Genomic DNA, 17,810 nt, shown 5'->3' on the forward strand with positions numbered 1-17,810 from the left:
TACCGGTCCTGTATCAGGTATCCCACTTGGCCCGGATCACGCCAGGGAGGGCCGGTACGGTATGCCGGGACAGCACACCGCCGGACCACACACGGGTGCGGTCGGGACCGACGGAGAGGGCTGGTAGGTAGCTATGGAAGAGCCGCGTCGCCTAGGCGGCCGGTACGAGCTGGGCCAGGTGCTCGGCCGCGGCGGCATGGCGGAGGTCTACCTCGCCCATGACACCCGCCTCGGCCGTACGGTCGCCGTGAAGACGCTCCGGGTGGACCTCGCCCGCGACCCGTCGTTCCAGGCCCGGTTCCGCCGAGAGGCCCAGTCCGCCGCCTCGCTCAACCATCCGGCGATCGTCGCGGTCTACGACACCGGCGAGGACTACGTCGACGGGGTCTCCATCCCGTACATCGTGATGGAGTACGTGGACGGCTCCACGCTCCGTGAGCTGCTGCACTCCGGGCGGAAGCTGCTGCCCGAGCGGGCCATGGAGATGACCATCGGCATCCTCCAGGCCCTGGAGTACTCGCACCGGAACGGCATCGTCCACCGCGACATCAAGCCGGCCAACGTCATGCTGACCCGCACCGGCCAGGTCAAGGTGATGGACTTCGGCATCGCCCGCGCCATGGGCGACTCCGGCATGACGATGACGCAGACCGCGGCCGTGATCGGCACCGCGCAGTACCTCTCCCCGGAGCAGGCCAAGGGCGAGACCGTCGACGCCCGCTCCGACCTGTACTCGACCGGCTGCCTGCTCTACGAGCTGCTGACGGTCCGCCCGCCGTTCGTAGGCGACTCCCCGGTCGCCGTCGCCTACCAACACGTACGCGAAGAGGCGCAGCCGCCGAGCACCTTCGACCCCGAGATCACGCCCGAGATGGACGCGATCGTCCTGCGGGCCCTGGTCAAGGACCCGGACTACCGCTACCAGTCGGCCGACGAGATGCGTGCCGACATCGAGGCCTGCCTCGACGGCCAGCCGGTGGCGGCCACGGCGGCGCTCGGCGCGGTCGGCTACGGCGGCGGCCACCCGGACGACCAGCAGACGGCGATGCTGCGGCCGCAGAACGGCGGCGGCCAGACGTCGATGATGCCCCCGGTCAACCCGGACGACGGCGGCTACGGCTACGACGAGCGGCAGCCCCGCCGCCGCCAGAAGAAGGGCGGCGCCTCCACGGCGCTCCTGATCCTCGCGGCCCTCCTCGTCCTTGCGGGCGCGCTGCTCATCGGCAAGTGGATCTTCAGCGGCAGCGTTGCGGACGACGGCAAGGTGCCGGTGCCGAATTTCGTGGGCCTGACGCTCGAGCAAGCGGAGAAGAGGGCCGAGAACGGCGAGGTGAAACTCGACGTCACGAAGAAGCCGTGCGAAGGCGTGGAGAAGAACAAGGTCTGCCGCCAGACCCCGGACGGCGGCGGCAAGATCGATGAGGGCGGCTCGGTGTCGGTGGACGTCTCTACGGGCCCGCCGAAGGTCGCCGTGCCGAGCGTCATCGGCGACGACTACGACGAGGCGCGCAGCAAGCTGGAGAGCGAAGAGTACGGGTTCAAGGTCAAGAAGAAGACCAAGGAGACGTCCTCAGCGGAGCCCGGCACGGTCCTCGAACAGAACCCGACGAGCGGCACCGAACTGAGGAAGGGCTCCCCAGTCGTCCTGACCGTGGCCACGGAAAAGTCCAAGGAGACCGTCCCCGACGTCATCGGCCAGCAGCTCGATGCGGCCAAGCAGCAGCTCGAGGCCAACGGCTTCGAGGTGAACGTCACGAAGACACCGCGCAGCGACGTCCCCGAGGGTCAGGTCGTCGACCAGACGCCCAAGGGCAACACCCTGGCCGACCCGGAGTCGACGGTCCACCTGACCGTCGCCGAGGCGCCCGAGAAGACGGCAGTGCCCGAGCTGGTCGGGCAGAAGCTCAAGGACGCCAAGAAGGCCATCGAGGACGCGGGCCTCAAGGTCGGCACCATCAGCGGCGACCAGCAGGACGACGCCCTGGTGGCGGCAACCAACCCGGCGGCCGGTACCGAGGTCGAGGAGGGCACCGCGATCAATATGGCGACGGTTCCCGGCCAGGGCAACGGCGGGAACGGCAACGGCGGAAACGGTGGTGACCAGGGCGGCCAGATCGGCGGCGATGACGGCGACACCTTCTTCGGCGGGCCGTCGGGCTTCAGCAGCACCCGCAAGGACTGACCGGCACGGCTACCGGTAACAAGCAACAGCAACAGGGCCCGGCCCCCTCGGAAGGGGACCGGGCCCTGACGCGTACGAGGCCTGAGCCGTAGGAGGCCTGAGCCGTAGGAGGCCTGAGCCGTACGAGCCTCGTCGCTAACGCAGCTCCGCCGGTGGCGTCCGGTCGCTGTCGACCTTTTCGGTGCGTTCCAGTTCGCCCCACACGATGTAGCGGTACGTGGACGTGTAGACCGGGGTGCAGGTCGTCAGGGTGATGTAGCGGCCCGGCTTCTTCTTGCCCGATTCCTTCGGGACCTCGTCCAGGACGTCGACGTTGAACTTCGAGGTCTCCGGCAGCGTCTTGTAGACCTTGTAGACGTACCACTTGTCCTTGGACTCGAAGACGATCGCGTCGCCCTTCTTGAGCTTGTCGATGTCGTGGAACTTCGCGCCGTGGCCGTCACGGTGCGCGGCGAGCGAGAAGTTGCCCTTCTTGTCCTGGGGCAGGGCGGACTTGATCGGCTTGGTGTAGTAACCGGCCACACCGTTGTTGAGGGTGTCGCTCGCCGTGCCCTTCTTGACCAGGATGTCGTCCTGTTTCATCGCCGGTACGTGCAGGAAGCCGATGCCGTCCTTGGTGTCCAGGGCGCCGGGGCCGCCGTCGCCGTGGGCCCAGTTGTCGCGGACCGCGTCGCTCTGCTTCTTCGCCTCGCGGTCCGCCTGCACGTTGGTCCACCACAGCGAGTAGACGACGAAGAGGCCGAGGATCAGGCCCGCGGTGATGAGGAGTTCGCCGAAGACACTGACGGCCGTCGCTATGCGGCCCCGCCCCCGGCGCGTGGTGGCTCCCACTGTTTCTGCCCCGATCTCGTTCTGTCCCGCCCTCGCCTCGGTCAACGGACGAGGGCGTCCGGCTTGCCCTTGCTGCGCGGCCGCTCCTCGACCATCTTGCCCCACACGATCATGCGGTAGGTACTGGTGAACTCGGGCGTACAGGTCGTCAGCGTGATGTAGTGCCCGGGCTCGGTGAATCCGGAGCCCTTGGGGATCGGCGCGATGGTGCCCGTGTTGCCCGGGCTGGTCTGCGGCAGGATGCTCTGCATCGCGTAGACGTAGTACTTGTCCCGGGTCTCGACGACGATCTGGTCGCCCTTCTCCAGTTGGTTGATGTAGCGGAACGGTTCGCCGTGCGTATTGCGGTGTCCCGCCACCGCGAAGTTGCCCTTCTCACCGGGCATCGCGGTCTTCAGGGCGCCCTCGGCGTAGTGGCCGACCATGCCGCGGTCCAGGACCCGTTCCTTGTCGATGCCCTCGGCCACGGGCACCACCACGTCCAGGCGCGGGATGTGCATGATCGCGAAGCCCTGTCCGGGTTCGAAGGCGCCGGGGGCCCGCTTTCCGCTCGCCCACCCCTCCTGGATCTTGGACGCCTCGTTGCCCGCTTGCGCCCCGGCGCGGACGTTCGTCCACCACAGCTGGTACGTGACGAACAACAGCATCAGCACGCCGAGTGTGATGAACGCCTCACCCACGGCCCGGCTCGCGATCACCGCGGGGCTCGGCTTCTTGGCCCGCTCGGCCCGCCGGGCCTCGAGCCGGGAGAGCGGTGCCGCCTTCTTCTCCGGCTCCTGCTCCTGCTGCTTCTGCCTCTGGGACGACCCGGCCGCCGTGGCGGCGCGCGTGCCCGAGCCCCTGCCGCGGGGAGCGGCGCGACGGCGCCCTCCGCCTCCCCCTCGACCTCCTCGACCTCCTCGACCTCGCCCGGCGAGACCTATGAGGCCCGCAAGGCCCTCAACTCCCCAACGGTTCCGGGCCGCCTGCTGCGCGGCCCGGCGGCGGGCGGCGCGGCCGCCGGGGGCCGGGGCGGTGGCGGCCTCGGCGGTAGCGGCCTCGACGGTGGCGTCGTCCGCCTCGGCGGTCGGCCGGGGGTCGGTGTCGGCGGTACGCAGGCCCACCGTCTCGTCTTGGTACGGGAGTTGGGCCGGTGCGGGGGCGGTGCCGATGGCCTCCGGCTCACCGATGTCGTACGCGGTCTCCTGGACGTCGTACGCGGTGCCTTGGACGTCGTACGCGGTGCCTTGAACGTCGTACGTATCGCCCGGGACGTCGTACGAGCCGTACGCGGGCTCATGGAACTGCTCATGGAACTGCTCATGGAACTGCTCGTGGAACTGCTCATGAGACTGCTCAGGGAGCTGCTGCGCGGGCTGTTGCTGCCCCGGCAGCGGGTCGTTCAATGGATCGGCGAGGCCGTCCACCGCCGCCTCGAACGCACCGGCGGCCCCGTACGGCTCGTGCTCGTACGGGGCATCGGAGTCGCGCTCGGGACGGAGGGCCGTCACGCCGTGGCCCTGCCCACAACCGGCGCGAGCCCCGCCGAGCGGTCCACCGCCCCCGCGTCACCGCACTCGACCAGCCAGTTGGCGAGCATCCGGTGACCGTGCTCGGTCAGCACGGACTCGGGGTGGAACTGCACGCCCTCGACCGGCAGTTCACGGTGGCGGAGCCCCATCACGATGCCGTCCTGGGTGCGCGCCGTCACCCGCAGCACATCCGGAATCGCGTCCGGCTCCGCGGCGAGCGAGTGGTACCGGGTCGCGGTGAACGGCGAGGGCAGGCCCGCGAAGACGCCGATCCCCTTGTGCGTCACCAGCGAGGTCTTGCCGTGCAGGAGTTCCGGTGCGCGGTCCACGACCCCGCCGTACGCCACCGCCATCGACTGCATGCCGAGGCAGACCCCGAAGACGGGCACCCCGGTCGCGGCGCAGTGCCGCACCATCTCGATACAGACCCCGGCCTGCTCGGGCGCGCCGGGCCCGGGCGAGAGCAGCACGCCGTCGAAGCCGTCCTGGGCGTGTGCCGTGGAGACCTCGTCGTTCCGCACGACCTCGCACTCGGCGCCGAGTTGGTAGAGGTACTGGACGAGGTTGAAGACAAAGCTGTCGTAGTTGTCGACGACGAGAATGCGCGCGCTCATCGGGCCACCCCCACCAGGGCGCCGTTCGGCGCGGACATGCCCTGGTCCACCGTCACATCGTTGAACGGCAGCAGCGGCTCCGCCCACGGAAAGACGTACTGGAAGAGCAGAAACACCACGGCGAGGATCAAGATGGCCGAAATCACGGCCTTGATCCACGCGTTGCCCGGCAGATGCCGCCAGATCCAGCCGTACATGCCGTCCGCTGTCCCTTCCCGTGACGCCTGTGGCCGGTTGGCCCCGTGGCCTGTTCGGACCACGCCACCAGACTAAAGGGCGGCCCCCGGTGTCCGTGGGTCAGCTGTGCAAAGCCTCGGGCTTCCCCTCCTCGACCGGCTTGCTCGCATCGAGGTGCGCCCAGACGATCAGCCGATGGCTGTGGCCCCACTCTGGCTCACAGGTCGTAAGGGTGAGGTAACGGCCCGGCCCGTCGAAGACCTTCTCCCTTCCGGACTTGCGCGGCTCGGGGTCGATCACGCCGACGTCGCTGGGCAGCGTCTTGTAGGGCTTGTCGGTGATGCGGTACGTGAACCAGGTCGTGCCGTCGGTGAGCACCACCGGGTCGCCGGGGCGCAGCTTCGGGAAGTCCTTGAACGGGTCGCCGTAGGTGCGGCGGTGACCGGCCACGGAGAAGTTGCCCTTCTGGCCGAGCCGCGCGGTGGCGTCGTAGTGGCCGAGCCCCTTCTTCAGCGTCTCGGTCGCGGTGCCTTCGAGCACGGGCTTGTTCCACGTGAAACCGAACCGCGGGATGTACATCACGGCGAAGGGCTTGCCGTCCTCGTACGGGCCGGGGGCGGGCGGATTCGCAGCCTCCGGGGCGGAACCGGCCCCGTCGTCCCCGTCGTCCCCGGTGCCCGGATCGCCCTTGGCGCCCCCGTCGCCCTTGGCGCCCGCCGCCATCGCGCCCTGGGACCAGCGGTCCTGGAGCTGGTCGATCTGACGGTCCATCGCGCCGTCGGCCTTCACTCCGGTCCAGTACACGACGTACGCCACGAACAGGACGATCACCATGCCGACGGTGATGCACAGTTCGCTGAAGGTCCTGACGATCGCTCGCACCGACACGGGCGGGCCCTCCCCGGAACTACCTACCCCTCGACTACTCCGCAGGCTGCGCGTAGTGGAGATCCACTGTGCCCGAGTAGCCGGGAAGAGTCATCGCCCGGTGCTCGTCGACTTTCCAGCCCAACCCGTAGGCGTTGACGTACAGCATGTAGTTCTGGATCTCGGGGGAGGCGCTGAGCGCGGTCCTGAGCTTGTCCGGGTCGCCGACGGCGGTCACCTTGTACGGCGGTGAGTAGACCCGGCCCTGAAGAATCAGGGTGTTGCCGACGCAGCGGACGGCGCTGGTGGAGATCAGGCGCTGGTCCATGACCTTGATGCCCTCGGCGCCGCCCTTCCACAGCGCGTTCACCACAGCCTGGAGGTCCTGCTGGTGGATGACCAGGTCGTTGGGTTGCGGCTCGGGGTAGCCGGGGATGCGGGCGGTGGCGTTCGGCGGGGCGTCGTTGAGGGTGACCGTGACGGCCCTGCCCTTGAGCTTCTTGGTGCCGGCGGCCTCCTCAAGCGCCCGGAGCTTCGCCGCCTCCTCCTTCGAGCTGCCGTTGTCCCGCTGGGCGAGCCCGTCGATCTGCTCGCGCAGGGTGCCGTTGGCGTCGTCGAGGGCGCCGTTGCGGTGGCTGCGCTCCCGGATGAGGTCGGAGAGCTTCAGGAGTGAGGCATCCGTCCGGATATTTGTACCCTTGGCGGTATTGAAGCTGGTGAAGAAGATGAGACCGGCGAGCGCGAAGACGGCGGCGGTCAGCAGCCGCACCGGCCGCCAGCGGACACGGCGACCAGGGCCTGCGGCCCCACCGGGGAAGTCGGCAGAATTGCTCAACGTACCCTTACTCCTTACGGCGCCGCGGAAGCACTACGCTAACGGACGCCCAGGGGAGCCAGGAGCCCCCCTGTGTATCCCGAAAGCGCCTCCGCCCGGCGCCCCCAGCCCGACCCCGTTCTGCGCGGCCACGCAGCGCATCGACAGGAGAAACCCTCGTGCCGAAGTCACGCATCCGCAAGAAGGCCGACTACACGCCGCCGCCGTCGTCGAAGCAGACAACCAACATCAAGCTGACGAGCCGCGGCTGGGTCGTTCCCGTCATGCTGGCGATGTTCCTGATCGGCCTGGCCTGGATCGTGGTCTTCTACGTCACGGACACCCGGCTGCCCGTCGCGGCGCTCGGCAACTGGAACATCGTGGTCGGCTTCGGCTTCATCGCCGCAGGCTTCGGCGTCTCCACGCAGTGGAAGTAAGAGCCCGCGCCGACGCGCCGGGCAGGACGAGCACTGCGGCAGCCCCAGCACCACCGCCAAGCAGAGAAGCAGCGCCGCGCGCAAGCCTTCCCCCAAGCAATCCACTGAGTTATCCACAGCCGTTTCCACAGCTGCGGAAAACTACGACGATCTGTGGATAACCCATTGAGTGTTGACGCCGGTATGACCGGCGTCCGCGATGTGGAAAGACTGTCCGCCCCTTGTCCTCCCTGGGAAAACCCAGGTCAGCGACGAGGGGCGCGGTCGTTCCCCACAGCATGCACAGGATCGGGCACACGCTGTGGACAACTCTGACCCGAGGTGGCCCTACGTGAGCTGAACGGTCCGCAGCACGACCGTGGCCAGCGTGATCAGAAGGACAAGCCCACAGGTGCCCCACTGCACCAGGGTCCGCCGGTCCCGGGGCGCGTGCACCATGGCGAACGCGATGGCGATACCGGCCACCAGACCGCCGATGTGCGCCTCCCAGGCGATGCCGCTGAATCTGAACGTGATGAACAGGTTGATCGCGAGCAGCACCAGAACCGGCCGCATGTCGTAGTTGAGCCGGCGCATCAGCACCGCCGTGGCGCCCAACAGACCGAACACGCAGCCGGAGGCGCCGAGCGACGGCTGGGTCGGGGCCGCGACGAGATAGGTGAGGGCGCTGCCCGCGAGGCCGGAGAGCAGATACAGCGCGAGATAGCGGGCGCGGCCGAGCGCCGCCTCCAGCGGGCCGCCGAGCCACCACAAGGCCAGCATGTTGAACCCGATGTGCCAGATCTCCTGGTGCAGGAACATCGAGGTCACCAGGCGGTACCACTCGCCGTGCGCGACGCCCTCGGGAATGTACTGCGGCGGGGTGCCGCCGAGCAGGAACAGCTCGCGCACCAGGCTGTCGTCGACGCTCACCGCGATGAACACGGCGACGTTGAGCACGATCAGGATCTTGGTGAGGAGCCGCTGGTCGGCCACCACCACACCGCCCGCGATGTTCCGCGGCCGGCCGGCCGTGGGCGCGTGCCCGGTGCCGGAGCCCTCGCGGACGCAGTTCGGGCACTGGAACCCGACCGAGGCGCTGACCATGCACTCCGGGCAGATCGGCCGCTCGCAGCGCGTGCAGGTGATGCCCGTCTCGCGGTCCGGGTGCCGGTAGCAGCCGGGCAGGTCAGGTGTGTTCCGCGGCTCCTGCGGACTGCCGGGTGCCTGGTCCATGGGTCCCCTCGATCTCCGTACGACGGCAGGCGCTCCGTAGGGCACACGCTCCGTATGAAGACACATGTGCCCAACGCACTGCCCCGCCCATCCTGACGGATGAGCGGGGCAAAAAAGTTCCCGTGCGGGCGGGCCTCAGCGGCGCTCGATGACGACCGACTCGATGACGACGTCGTTCACCGGGCGGTCGGTGCGCGGGTTGGTCTGGGTGCCCGCGATGGCGTCGACGACCTTCTTGCCGGCCTCGCTGGTGACCTCGCCGAAGATCGAGTGCTTACGCGTCAGCCACGCGGTCGGGGAGACCGTGATGAAGAACTGCGAACCGTTGGTGCCCGGACCGGCGTTGGCCATGGCAAGCAGGTAGGGACGGTCGAAGCTGAGCTCCGGGTGGAACTCGTCCTCGAACTCGTACCCCGGGCCGCCCGTGCCGTTGCCCAGCGGGTCGCCGCCCTGGATCATGAAGCCGCTGATGACGCGGTGGAAGACCGTGCCGTCGTAGAGCCGGTCCGTCGACTTCTTGCCGGTCTCCGGGTGCGTCCACTCGCGCTCGCCGTTGGCGAGCTCCACGAAGTTCTTGACCGTCTTCGGCGCGTGGTTCTCGAAGAGCTCGATCTCGATGTCGCCGTGGTTGGTCTTCAGGGTGGCGTAAAGCTTCTCGGCCACGATCTGCCTTCCGTTGCCTTAACTGTCTCCCCGATCCTCGCACGGATCCGGCCACGCGAGCGCGGGGAGACCGCCCGGGCGGGGGCGCATGCCCCGGATGCCGTCCGCCACATGCCACTTGGGCGCTTCGGGAGGCACGATGCGGAAAAGGGTGGAAAGGTGACTTACCGTACGCCACCGAGGAGGAGGAACCCGTGACCCGCAAAGACAGCGTGCGCGCCGCGACCGTCTCGGCCAAGGACAGCGTGCGTCACGCCGCGGATGCGGTGGCGCCCTACGCCGGTACGGCCAAGGACCGGGCGGCGCACTACGCGCACGAGGCCCGCGTACGGCTGACGCCGATCATGTCCGACGCCGCGCACCAGGCGGCCCATCAGGCCCGCCACCAGTACGACGCCCACCTGCACCCGCGCCTTGAGCAGGCCCGTACGCACGTACCGCCCAAGGTCGACCGCGCGGCCCGCCGCACCCGTAGGGCCGCCGCCGATGCCGCGGCCGCCGCCAAGCCGCGCGTCGAACACGCCGTGGCCGTCGCACAGCCCGCCGCCAACGAGGCCGCCGCGCGCAGTGCGGCAGCCGTCGCGGCGCTGCGCGGCCAGGTCTCGCCCAAGGACATCCGGCGCCTCGCCCGCCGGCATCAGCGCCGCTGCGCGGTCGGCCGGGTGGCGAAGCGGATCGGCGCGATCGGGCTGCTCGGCGGCGCCGCGTTCGCCGCCTGGAAGTGGTGGGACAAGCAGGCCAACCCGGACTGGCTGGTCGAGCCGCCCGCCGCCACCGAGGTCGGCGACTCCGCCCGCTCCCAGCCGATCACCTCGGTCGACGGCAGCCCGGAACAGGACACGGTCGACCCCCAGGTCCGGTCCCAGCAGGCCGAGGCCGACAGGCCGGACAAGCGCGGCGAGGCCTAGGGCGGCGGCTGGTCGCCACGGCGGCCGCAGGACCGCTGAACTCCCGCGCCTACTCCGTGAGTTCGTAGCTGAAGGTGTACGGGACCGACGGCTCGCCGTGCCGCGCGGTGAAGCCGCCGGTGCCGCGCAGGCCGGTGAGTGCGCCGGTGCCCGAGCCCGGGACGACCTCGAAGGTGCAGTGCACCGTGCCGTCCTCGCCGAAGGTGCCGCGCTCCTCGACGGCGAAGGTTCCGGTACGACCGTCGACGCTGCCGGTGAGCAGCTCCATGCCGGTGAACGCGCCGGTCTTCTCGGTGACGTACACGATGGTGTATTCGCAGCGGGTGTCGGCGGCCTCGATGCCGCCGGAGAAGCTGTTGGTGACCTTCGCGTGTGCGAGCGCGGGACCGGCGCCGCTCGGCGTGCGGGCGTTCTCCTCCCAGTCGGCGAAGGTGAAGTGTCCGGTGGTCTCGGTGGGTTGAGTGGACTGCGTGGTCTGCGGGGTCTGCGTAGTCGGCGTGGTCTGCGTGGGCATACGGGTCGTGCTCCTCTCGGCCTTTGATGTGCCCTCAGCTTTGCGGCCGTATCTGACACCTTCTGTCAGGTACGGAGCACGGGCCGGGAGAATGGCGTCATGCGTGCCGACCGGCTGCTCTCCGTTCTCCTGCTGCTTCAGAACCGCGGCCGCCTGACCGCGCCCGAACTCGCCGCCGAACTCGAGGTGTCGGTCCGCACGGTCTACCGGGACATCGAGGCCCTCGGCGCCGCCGGTGTCCCGGTGGTCGCCGACCGCGGGCCGCTCGGCGGCTACCGGCTGCTCGACGGCTACCGCACCCGGCTCACCGGCCTCACCGACCCCGAGGCCGCGTCCCTGTTCCTCGCCGGGGCGCCCGGGCCCGCGCGCGACCTGGGCCTCGGCGCGATCCTCAGTACCGCACGGCTCAAGCTCCAGGCCGCGCTCCCGGCCGGGCTCGCGGACCGCGCCCGGCGGATCGAGGACCGCTTCCACCTGGACGCACCGGGCTGGTTCCGGGACGCCGATCCGGTGCCGCACCTGGAGCGGGTGGCCCGCGCGGTGTGGGAGCAGGAGGTGTTGCGGGTGCACTACCGGCGCTGGGACGACAGGACCCGAGTGCACCGCGAGCTGCATCCGCTGGGGCTCGTTCTGAAGGGCGGCATGTGGTACCTGGTGGCGCGTGCCGACGCGTCGATACGGACGTACCGCGTCTCCCGGTTCCTGGCGGTGGACACCGTGGCGGGGGAGAGCTTCGAGCGGCCCGCCGGGTTCGATCTGGCCGCGTACTGGGAGGAGTCGTCGCGGCGGCTCGAGGAGGCGCGGTACCAGGGGGTGGCCGTGGTCCGGCTCTCGCCGCGGGCCCGGCGGCTGCTGCCGATGCTGTTCGGGACGGCGGGGGACGCGGCGCTGCGGGACGCCGGGGAGCCGGACGCCGACGGCTGGGTGCGGGTGGAGCTGCCGGTAGAGGCGGAGGCCATCGCGGTCGGGGATCTGCTCCGGCTCGGCACCGACGCGGAGGTGCTCGGCCCACCGGAGCTGCGCGCGGCCTTGGCCCGGACGGTGGCGGGCCTGGCCGATCGCTACCGCGCACACGGGGAGGCAGAAGCGGACGGGGAGGCGTGAGGGATCTCTTCCGCTTTATGGGGCCGGATGAGCCGCAGCGGCCGCCGGAAAGGTATGGCGGGCGGGCCCGGCAGTGGAGATGATGGAGAGATCCCCGGCCGCGCCGTGGAACCCGTAGCGAAACAGGAGACTGCAAGAGAGACTCGGCGGCGGCCTGGACGAAGGGAGCGGACGCATGAGCGCTGCGGACGCCCTGTCTCCCGAACCGTCGGAACCGCCGGATCCGGCAGGACCAGCAGAACCGGCAGCACCGGCAGCACCGGCAGAACCGGCAGAACTGGCAGACAGCGAACGGTCGGCACAGCCCGGCGACGCACCTTCGGCACCCTCGGCGCGTGAGTCGCCCGGGACACCCGACCCACCACAGAACTCCGACGCGCCAAAAGACTCCGACGCACCAAAGAACTCCTCGGCCCGCACCACGCCGTGGACCCGCTTGGTCGGGGCCGACAGCGACCCCGCGCTCCAGCCGGGCGGGCTCCTCGACGAGCTGGGCGTGGCCGCCGTGGTCCTGGACGCGGACGGGCGGATCGTGCTGTGGAGCCCGCAGGCCGAGGACCTGTTCGGCTACCCCGCCGCCGAGGCCCTCGGGCGGCCCGCGGCCAAGGTCCTGGTCGACGAGGAGGACCTGGAGCAGGTGCTCACGCTGTACGCCGAGGTGATGGCGGACGGCACCCCATGGGCGGGCGTGTTCCCGGTGCGCTGCAAGGACGGCAGCAGGCTGTACGCCGAGTTCCGCAATATGCGTCTGGAGGACGACCAGGGCCGCCCCTACGCGCTCGGCCTCGCCTCCGACCGGGCCACGGTGCAGCGGATCGAACGCGATCTGGCCCTGACCATGCGCCTGGTCGAGCAGTCCCCCATCGGCCTCGCGATCCTGGACACCAACCTGCGGTACGTCCTGGTCAATCCGGCCCTCGAGCGGATCAACGGCGTACCCGCCGGGGAGCACCTGGGCCGGACCGTCCAAGACGTACTGCCGTTCCTGGACGTCACCGCCATCGCGGCCACCATGCGCGACGTCCTGCACACCGGCGCCCCGGTGCGGGACAGCTTCACGGTCGGGCGCACCCCGGCCGACCCCAATACCGAGCACGCCTGGTCGGTGTCGTTCTACCGGCTCGAGGACCCGTCCCGGGGCGTCCTCGGCCTCGCCGTGTCCGTCGTGGACGTCACCGAGCAGCACCGCGCGGCCACCGCGGCGGACCGGGCCCGACGCCGCCTCGCGATGATCGCCGACGCCACGGAGCGCATCGGCACCACCCTCGACCTGGACCTCACCGCCCGCGAACTGGCCGACAGCCTCGTCCCCGAGCTCGCCGACATCGCCGCCGTCGACCTCCTCGAAGCCGTGCTGCAGGACGGCCCGCCGAGCCCGTCCGCCACCGCCACCCGGTACCCCCGGTTCCGCGCGCTCGCGCTCAAGACGGCCTACCCGACCCCGGCCGTCCAGGCCCCCGACCCGGTCGGCCGGTCGATTCAGTACGACGACTCGCGCCTGGTCGCCAAGTGCATCCGCACCGGCCGCCCGGTCCTCGTCGCGCAGGTCGGGCCGAACGACATGAAGCGGATCGCGCGCGACGAGAACGCCGCGAAACTCCTGGCCGAGGCCGGGGTGCACTCGTTTCTCGCGGTGCCGCTGCGCGCCCGGGGCACGGTGCTCGGCGCGCTCACCCTGGCCCGCGCCCGCAACCCGCGCGGCTTCGACCACGACGACCTGCTGCTCGCCGGTGAACTGGCCTCCCGAGCGGCCATCTCCATCGACAACGCCCGCGGCTACCAGGAGCAGTCCCAGGCCGCGCTCGCCCTCCAGCGCCACCTGCTGCCCGTGCGCCCGCCGCGCCCGCCCGGCCTCGAGGTCGCCTACCGCTACCGGCCCGCCTCCACGGCCATCGAGGTCGGCGGCGACTGGTTCGACGTCATCCCGCTGCCCGGCCACAAGACCGCCCTCGTCGTGGGCGACGTCATGGGCAGCGGCCTGCACGCCGCGGCAACGATGGGCCAGTTGCGCACCGCGACCCGCACCCTGGCCGGGCTCGGCCTGGAGCCCACCGACGTCCTGACCCACCTGGACCGGATCACCGCCGACCTCGGCGAGACCATCGCCACCTGCGTCTACGCCGAGTACGACCCACACAGCCGCCGCTGCCGTCTCGCCACGGCGGGCCATCTGCCCCCCGTCCGCACCCACACCGGACCCGGCGGCGGCACGCCGAGCCTCCTCGACCTGCCCACCGGAGCACCCCTGGGCGTCGGCGGCGTCCCCTTCGAGGCCCGCGAGATCACCCTCGCCGCCGGCGACGAACTCGTCCTCTACACCGACGGTCTCGTAGAGTCCCGCGGCCAGGACATCGACACCCGCCTCCAGGCCCTGCCCCGCCTCCTCGACCGCCCCCGCGGCTCCCTGGAGGAAACCTGCGACCTCCTCCTCAACACCTTGCGCGACCACCAGGATCCGGACGATGTGGCCCTGCTGATCGCTCGTACGCATCCGTACAAGACGTATTGAGCACGACAAGACGTATTGAGCACGGCCGTACTTGGCGGTGCGGTCCAGGTCCACGTGCCTCGCTCACACCCCTCCGTGCGCCGGTGCACCGGCAGGCTCGTCTTCCCCGGGTAGGAACGGGTTGGCTACTGTGTGCCCGTCGAACCACGCGACGGGAGCCAGGAAGCCGGTGAGAATCCGGCACGGTCCCGCCACTGTGACCGGGGAGCGGACCCCGCATACGACCACGGCCGCGCGGCTGGAAGGTCGGGGCGAGCAGCGATCCGGGAGTCAGGACACTGACCTGTCGCGGACACCATCCACGGGGCGTGGACTCCAGGAGGCGTGCATGAGGTCTGCGGTGGCGACAGGCGCCGCGGCAGACCCGTTCGGGCGGCTAGGCGTGTGTGGCTGACGGCCCAGTGGGCCATGGCCGGTGCGTCGCGGTCCCGGCTGCCGGTCCCCTGGCGGATCGTGCTCCGGACCCGAGAGGACCCCGGATGCCTGAACGCACTGTGCCGAGCCCGGACGTCTCCCGCCGCAGACTGCTCGGTGGCGCGCTGACCGCGGTCGCCCTGCCCCTGCTCGGCACCGCCTGCGGGCGAGCCGGGACGGCGAGCCGCGGTGACGGTCTCACCGTCACCGATCTGACCGGCAAGAGCGTCGAACTGCCGCACCCGGCCCGTCGGGTGGTGACCATCCCGCTGCCGGCCGCGTCCATGGTGGTCGCCGTCAACGGCGGACCCGAGGTGCTGGTGGGGATGAACGCCGCCTCGCGCACCGCCGTCGCGGGCAGTTTCCTCGGCTCGGCCTACCCCGAGCTGCTCAAGGTCCCCACCGACGTGGCCGGTGCCGAGTTCGCGCCCAACGTGGAGAGCGTCCTGAACCTGAGCCCTGATGTCGTCATCCAGTGGGGCGACCGCGGCCCGGGCATCGTCGAACCGCTCCGCCAGGCCGGTCTGACCGTCGCCCGGCTCACCTACGGCACCCAGAAGGACCTGGAAGGCGCCATCGCGCTGTACGGCGCCCTGCTCGGCAAGCGGAAGCGGGCGGAGCGGATGGTCGCCGGGATGCGCGAGCGGATGAGGAAGCTGCGCTCCGAGCTTCGCACGCCCGGTGCCGGGGCCAGGTCCGCGCCGTCGGTGCTCTATCTGCGCGGGGCCACCGAGAGTCTGCAGGTCGGGGGCGGCGCCTCGTACAACCATTACGTCACCGAACTCGTCGGCGCCCGCAATCCCGCGGCCGGGATCGACAGCGAGCAGGCCGCCATCGACACCGAGCAGCTGCTGAAATGGGACCCCGACATCGTCCTCCTCGGCAACTTCGGTCCGGCGGCCCCGAAGGACCTCTACGGTGACCCGGCGTTGGCGAGTCTGCGCGCCGTGCGCGAGCGCCGCATCTACAAGGTGCCGCTGGGCGGTTACCGCTGGGACCCGCCCAGCCAGGAGTCGCCGCTCATGTGGCAGTGGCTCGCAGGGCTTGTGCACGGCACCGGCGCGCCGGGCCTGCGGGCCGAGGTGGTCCGCCAGTACGCGTTCCTCTACGGCGCCGAACCCACCGACGCCCAGCTGGACGGCATTCTGCGGACCAAGGCCAACTCCGGGTCCCGGGACTACGATGACTTCGGCCGCTGAGCGGGTCGGGCGCAGCGGCCCGGCGCGACCCGGCGGGCCGGGAACCACGCCGGTACGGGTCGGCTCGGCCCGTCGCCGCACCGCCCTCCTCGCCCTCCCGGCCGCTGTCGTGCTCGTGGCCGTCGCCGCCCTCGCCCTCGGCCGCTACACGGTCGGCTTCGACCAGGTCGTACGGATCCTCCTCGGCCAACTGCTGCCGCTGGAGCCGACGTGGACGCCGACCGAGGAAGCCACCGTGCTGCGCGTCCGGCTCCCCCGGGTGCTGCTTGCCATGCTGGTCGGCGCGGGCCTCGCCCTGTGCGGGGCGACGTTGCAGGCCGTCTTCGGCAATCCGATCGTCAGCCCGCAGATTCTCGGCGTCTCCTCCGGCGCGTCCTTCGGCGGGGCCCTCGCCCTCGTCCTCGGCCTTGGCTCGGCCGCGCTGGTGCTCGGCTCGTTCGGGTTCGGGCTGCTCGCGCTCGTCGCGGTCTTCGCGACCAGCCGGGTGCGCGGCCCGGCGCCACCCCTGACGATCGTGCTGTCCGGGATCGTCGTCGGGGCGTTCTTCGCGGCGCTGGTCTCGCTCCTTACGTATCTCGCCGACCCCTACGGCGAGTTGCAGTCCCTGGTCTTCTGGTTGCTCGGCAGCCTCGCCACCGCCACGTACGGCAAGGCCGCCGTGGCCGCGGTGCCGGTGCTCCTCGGCGGTGCGGTGATCTGCTCCCAGCGCTGGCGGATCAACGTGCTGTCCCTTGGCGATGAGGACGCCACGGCCCTGGGCCTTCGACCCGGGCGGCTGCGCTGGCTCCTGCTGACCACGGTGGCCGCGATCGTGGCCGGGGCGGTCGCGGTGAGCGGGGTCATCGGCTGGGTGGGGCTTGTGGTGCCGCATCTGGCCCGGCTGTGGGTCGGGCCCGACCACCGGGTGCTTATCCCGGTCAGCGCCGGTGTGGGGGCGGTGTACCTCACCGCGATCGACACCGTCACCCGCAACCTGAGCGTCGCCGAGATCCCGCTGGGTGTGCTGACCGCGCTCGTCGGAGCCCCGGTGTTCCTGGTGCTGCTGCACCGCAGCCGCCGAAAGATGTGGTCCGATGCTTGAGCTCGACCGGCTCGGCTTCGCACACCACGGCGACCGCTGGCTCTTCCGCAGCGTCTCGCACCGGCTCGCACCCGGGGAGATCCTCACCGTCCTCGGCCCGAACGGCCGCGGCAAGACCACCCTGCTGCGCTGCCTCGTCGGTCTGACCGAGCCCACCGAGGGGCGAATACGCGCCCAAGGAGCGATCGGCTTCGTCCCGCAGAGCCACCGCACCACCTTCGCCTACACGGTCCTCGACATGGTGCTGATGGGCCGCGTACGGCACCTGCGGCCGCTGACCACGCCCGGCCCCCGGGACTACGAGCACGCTCTCGCCGCCCTGGACAGGGTCGGCCTTACCGCACTCGCCGACCGTGACTATCCGACCCTCAGCGGCGGGGAACGCCAACTCGTCCTGATCGCCCGGGCGATCGCCGCGGAAGGCCCCGTGCTCGTCCTCGACGAACCGGCCTCCGCACTGGACCTGCGCAACCAGGGCCGGGTGCTGCACCTGCTGCGCTCACTCGCCGACGAGGGCCGCACCATCGTGCTCACCACCCACCATCCCGACCACGCCCTGGAGATCGCCGACACCGCGCTGCTGCTGTACGGCGGCGCCGACGTCCGGGTCGGCCCGGCCGACGCGCTGCTGACCGACACCGCCGTCTCGGCCCTGTACGGCGTGCGCGCCCACACCCTCACCCTCGACGCGGCCGGGGAGACCGACCTACCCCGCCGCACCATCGTGACCCGCTATGACCGTTACGACCAGGAGTGGTCCCCGTAGTCGC

The 17,810-nt window shown here is 70.7% G+C and carries 17 protein-coding genes and 1 riboswitch; of the genes, 8 read left to right on the forward strand and 9 right to left on the reverse strand.

Annotation, left to right across the window (positions count from 1 at the left end; all coding sequences use genetic code 11):
• Positions 1-133: 133 nt before the first annotated feature.
• Positions 134-2,182: a Stk1 family PASTA domain-containing Ser/Thr kinase gene (pknB, locus tag ACWD10_RS18050; protein ID WP_451091977.1), complete on the forward strand. Its 2,049-nt coding sequence runs from the start codon at positions 134-136 to the stop codon at positions 2,180-2,182.
• 135 nt (positions 2,183-2,317) lie between these two features.
• Here the strand turns inward: pknB and ACWD10_RS18055 are convergent, their stop codons facing one another.
• The 6 genes from ACWD10_RS18055 to ACWD10_RS18080 form a co-directional block, all read right to left on the reverse strand.
• A complete protein-coding gene (locus ACWD10_RS18055) occupies positions 2,318-3,028 on the reverse strand; it encodes a class E sortase (protein WP_451092096.1) in 711 nt (236 codons plus the stop codon).
• A 26-nt stretch (positions 3,029-3,054) separates the two neighbouring features.
• Positions 3,055-4,503, reverse strand: coding sequence for a class E sortase (locus ACWD10_RS18060; RefSeq protein WP_451091979.1), 1,449 nt, complete (start codon positions 4,501-4,503; stop codon positions 3,055-3,057).
• On the reverse strand, positions 4,500-5,138 hold the full coding sequence (locus tag ACWD10_RS18065; RefSeq protein WP_451091981.1) for an aminodeoxychorismate/anthranilate synthase component II: 639 nt from the start codon (positions 5,136-5,138) through the stop codon (positions 4,500-4,502). Before ACWD10_RS18065 ends, ACWD10_RS18060 begins: the two co-directional genes overlap by 4 nt.
• A complete protein-coding gene (locus ACWD10_RS18070; RefSeq protein ID WP_451091983.1) occupies positions 5,135-5,335 on the reverse strand; it encodes a hypothetical protein in 201 nt (66 codons plus the stop codon). Before ACWD10_RS18070 ends, ACWD10_RS18065 begins: the two co-directional genes overlap by 4 nt.
• Positions 5,336-5,435: 100 nt before the next feature.
• Positions 5,436-6,197 (reverse strand): class E sortase, encoded by a 762-nt coding sequence (locus ACWD10_RS18075; protein ID WP_451092098.1) that lies wholly within the window; start codon positions 6,195-6,197, stop codon positions 5,436-5,438.
• Between the two features lie 40 nt (positions 6,198-6,237).
• Entirely contained in the window at positions 6,238-7,017 is a 780-nt protein-coding gene (locus ACWD10_RS18080) for a DUF881 domain-containing protein (protein WP_451091985.1), read from the reverse strand.
• A gap of 158 nt (positions 7,018-7,175) precedes the next feature.
• Between ACWD10_RS18080 and crgA the strand changes: the two genes are divergently transcribed.
• Positions 7,176-7,433: a cell division protein CrgA gene (gene crgA / locus ACWD10_RS18085; protein ID WP_451091987.1), complete on the forward strand. Its 258-nt coding sequence runs from the start codon at positions 7,176-7,178 to the stop codon at positions 7,431-7,433.
• Between the two features lie 327 nt (positions 7,434-7,760).
• On the opposite strand, the gene ACWD10_RS18090 is transcribed toward crgA, so the two are convergent.
• Positions 7,761-8,648: a rhomboid family intramembrane serine protease gene (locus ACWD10_RS18090; RefSeq protein WP_451091989.1), complete on the reverse strand. Its 888-nt coding sequence runs from the start codon at positions 8,646-8,648 to the stop codon at positions 7,761-7,763.
• 135 nt (positions 8,649-8,783) lie between these two features.
• The gene (locus tag ACWD10_RS18095) at positions 8,784-9,311 is read right to left on the reverse strand and encodes a peptidylprolyl isomerase (protein ID WP_451091991.1); all 528 of its coding nucleotides are present in this window, start codon (positions 9,309-9,311) and stop codon (positions 8,784-8,786) included.
• Between the two features lie 194 nt (positions 9,312-9,505).
• Here ACWD10_RS18095 and ACWD10_RS18100 point away from each other — a divergent pair, with 194 nt between their 5' ends.
• Positions 9,506-10,219, forward strand: a complete 714-nt coding sequence (locus tag ACWD10_RS18100) for a DUF5324 family protein (protein ID WP_451091993.1) — start codon at positions 9,506-9,508, stop codon at positions 10,217-10,219.
• A 49-nt stretch (positions 10,220-10,268) separates the two neighbouring features.
• Here ACWD10_RS18100 and ACWD10_RS18105 read toward each other — a convergent pair whose 3' ends face one another.
• Positions 10,269-10,733 (reverse strand): DUF3224 domain-containing protein, encoded by a 465-nt coding sequence (locus ACWD10_RS18105; RefSeq protein ID WP_451091995.1) that lies wholly within the window; start codon positions 10,731-10,733, stop codon positions 10,269-10,271.
• A 99-nt stretch (positions 10,734-10,832) separates the two neighbouring features.
• On the opposite strand from ACWD10_RS18105, the gene ACWD10_RS18110 reads away from it, so the two are divergent.
• The 5 genes from ACWD10_RS18110 (at position 10,833) to ACWD10_RS18130 (ending at position 17,806) form a co-directional block, all read left to right on the forward strand.
• Complete coding sequence (locus tag ACWD10_RS18110; protein ID WP_451091997.1) at positions 10,833-11,837, forward strand: helix-turn-helix transcriptional regulator; 1,005 nt, start codon at positions 10,833-10,835, stop codon at positions 11,835-11,837.
• A gap of 436 nt (positions 11,838-12,273) precedes the next feature.
• Complete coding sequence (locus tag ACWD10_RS18115) at positions 12,274-14,346, forward strand: SpoIIE family protein phosphatase (protein WP_451091999.1); 2,073 nt, start codon at positions 12,274-12,276, stop codon at positions 14,344-14,346.
• A gap of 112 nt (positions 14,347-14,458) precedes the next feature.
• A riboswitch (cobalamin riboswitch) is annotated at positions 14,459-14,647 on the forward strand.
• Between the two features lie 178 nt (positions 14,648-14,825).
• Positions 14,826-15,959 carry an ABC transporter substrate-binding protein gene (locus ACWD10_RS18120; RefSeq protein ID WP_451092001.1) on the forward strand — a complete coding sequence of 378 codons (1,134 nt, stop codon included), beginning with the start codon at positions 14,826-14,828 and terminating at the stop codon, positions 15,957-15,959.
• Positions 15,943-17,040, forward strand: a complete 1,098-nt coding sequence (locus ACWD10_RS18125) for a FecCD family ABC transporter permease (RefSeq protein ID WP_451092003.1) — start codon at positions 15,943-15,945, stop codon at positions 17,038-17,040. The genes ACWD10_RS18120 and ACWD10_RS18125 overlap by 17 nt, the downstream gene beginning before the upstream one ends.
• Positions 17,033-17,806 (forward strand): ABC transporter ATP-binding protein, encoded by a 774-nt coding sequence (locus ACWD10_RS18130; protein ID WP_451092005.1) that lies wholly within the window; start codon positions 17,033-17,035, stop codon positions 17,804-17,806. Before ACWD10_RS18125 ends, ACWD10_RS18130 begins: the two co-directional genes overlap by 8 nt.
• Positions 17,807-17,810: the final 4 nt, after the last annotated feature.

The sequence above is a fragment of the Streptomyces sp. NPDC002851 genome (assembly GCF_053591935.1).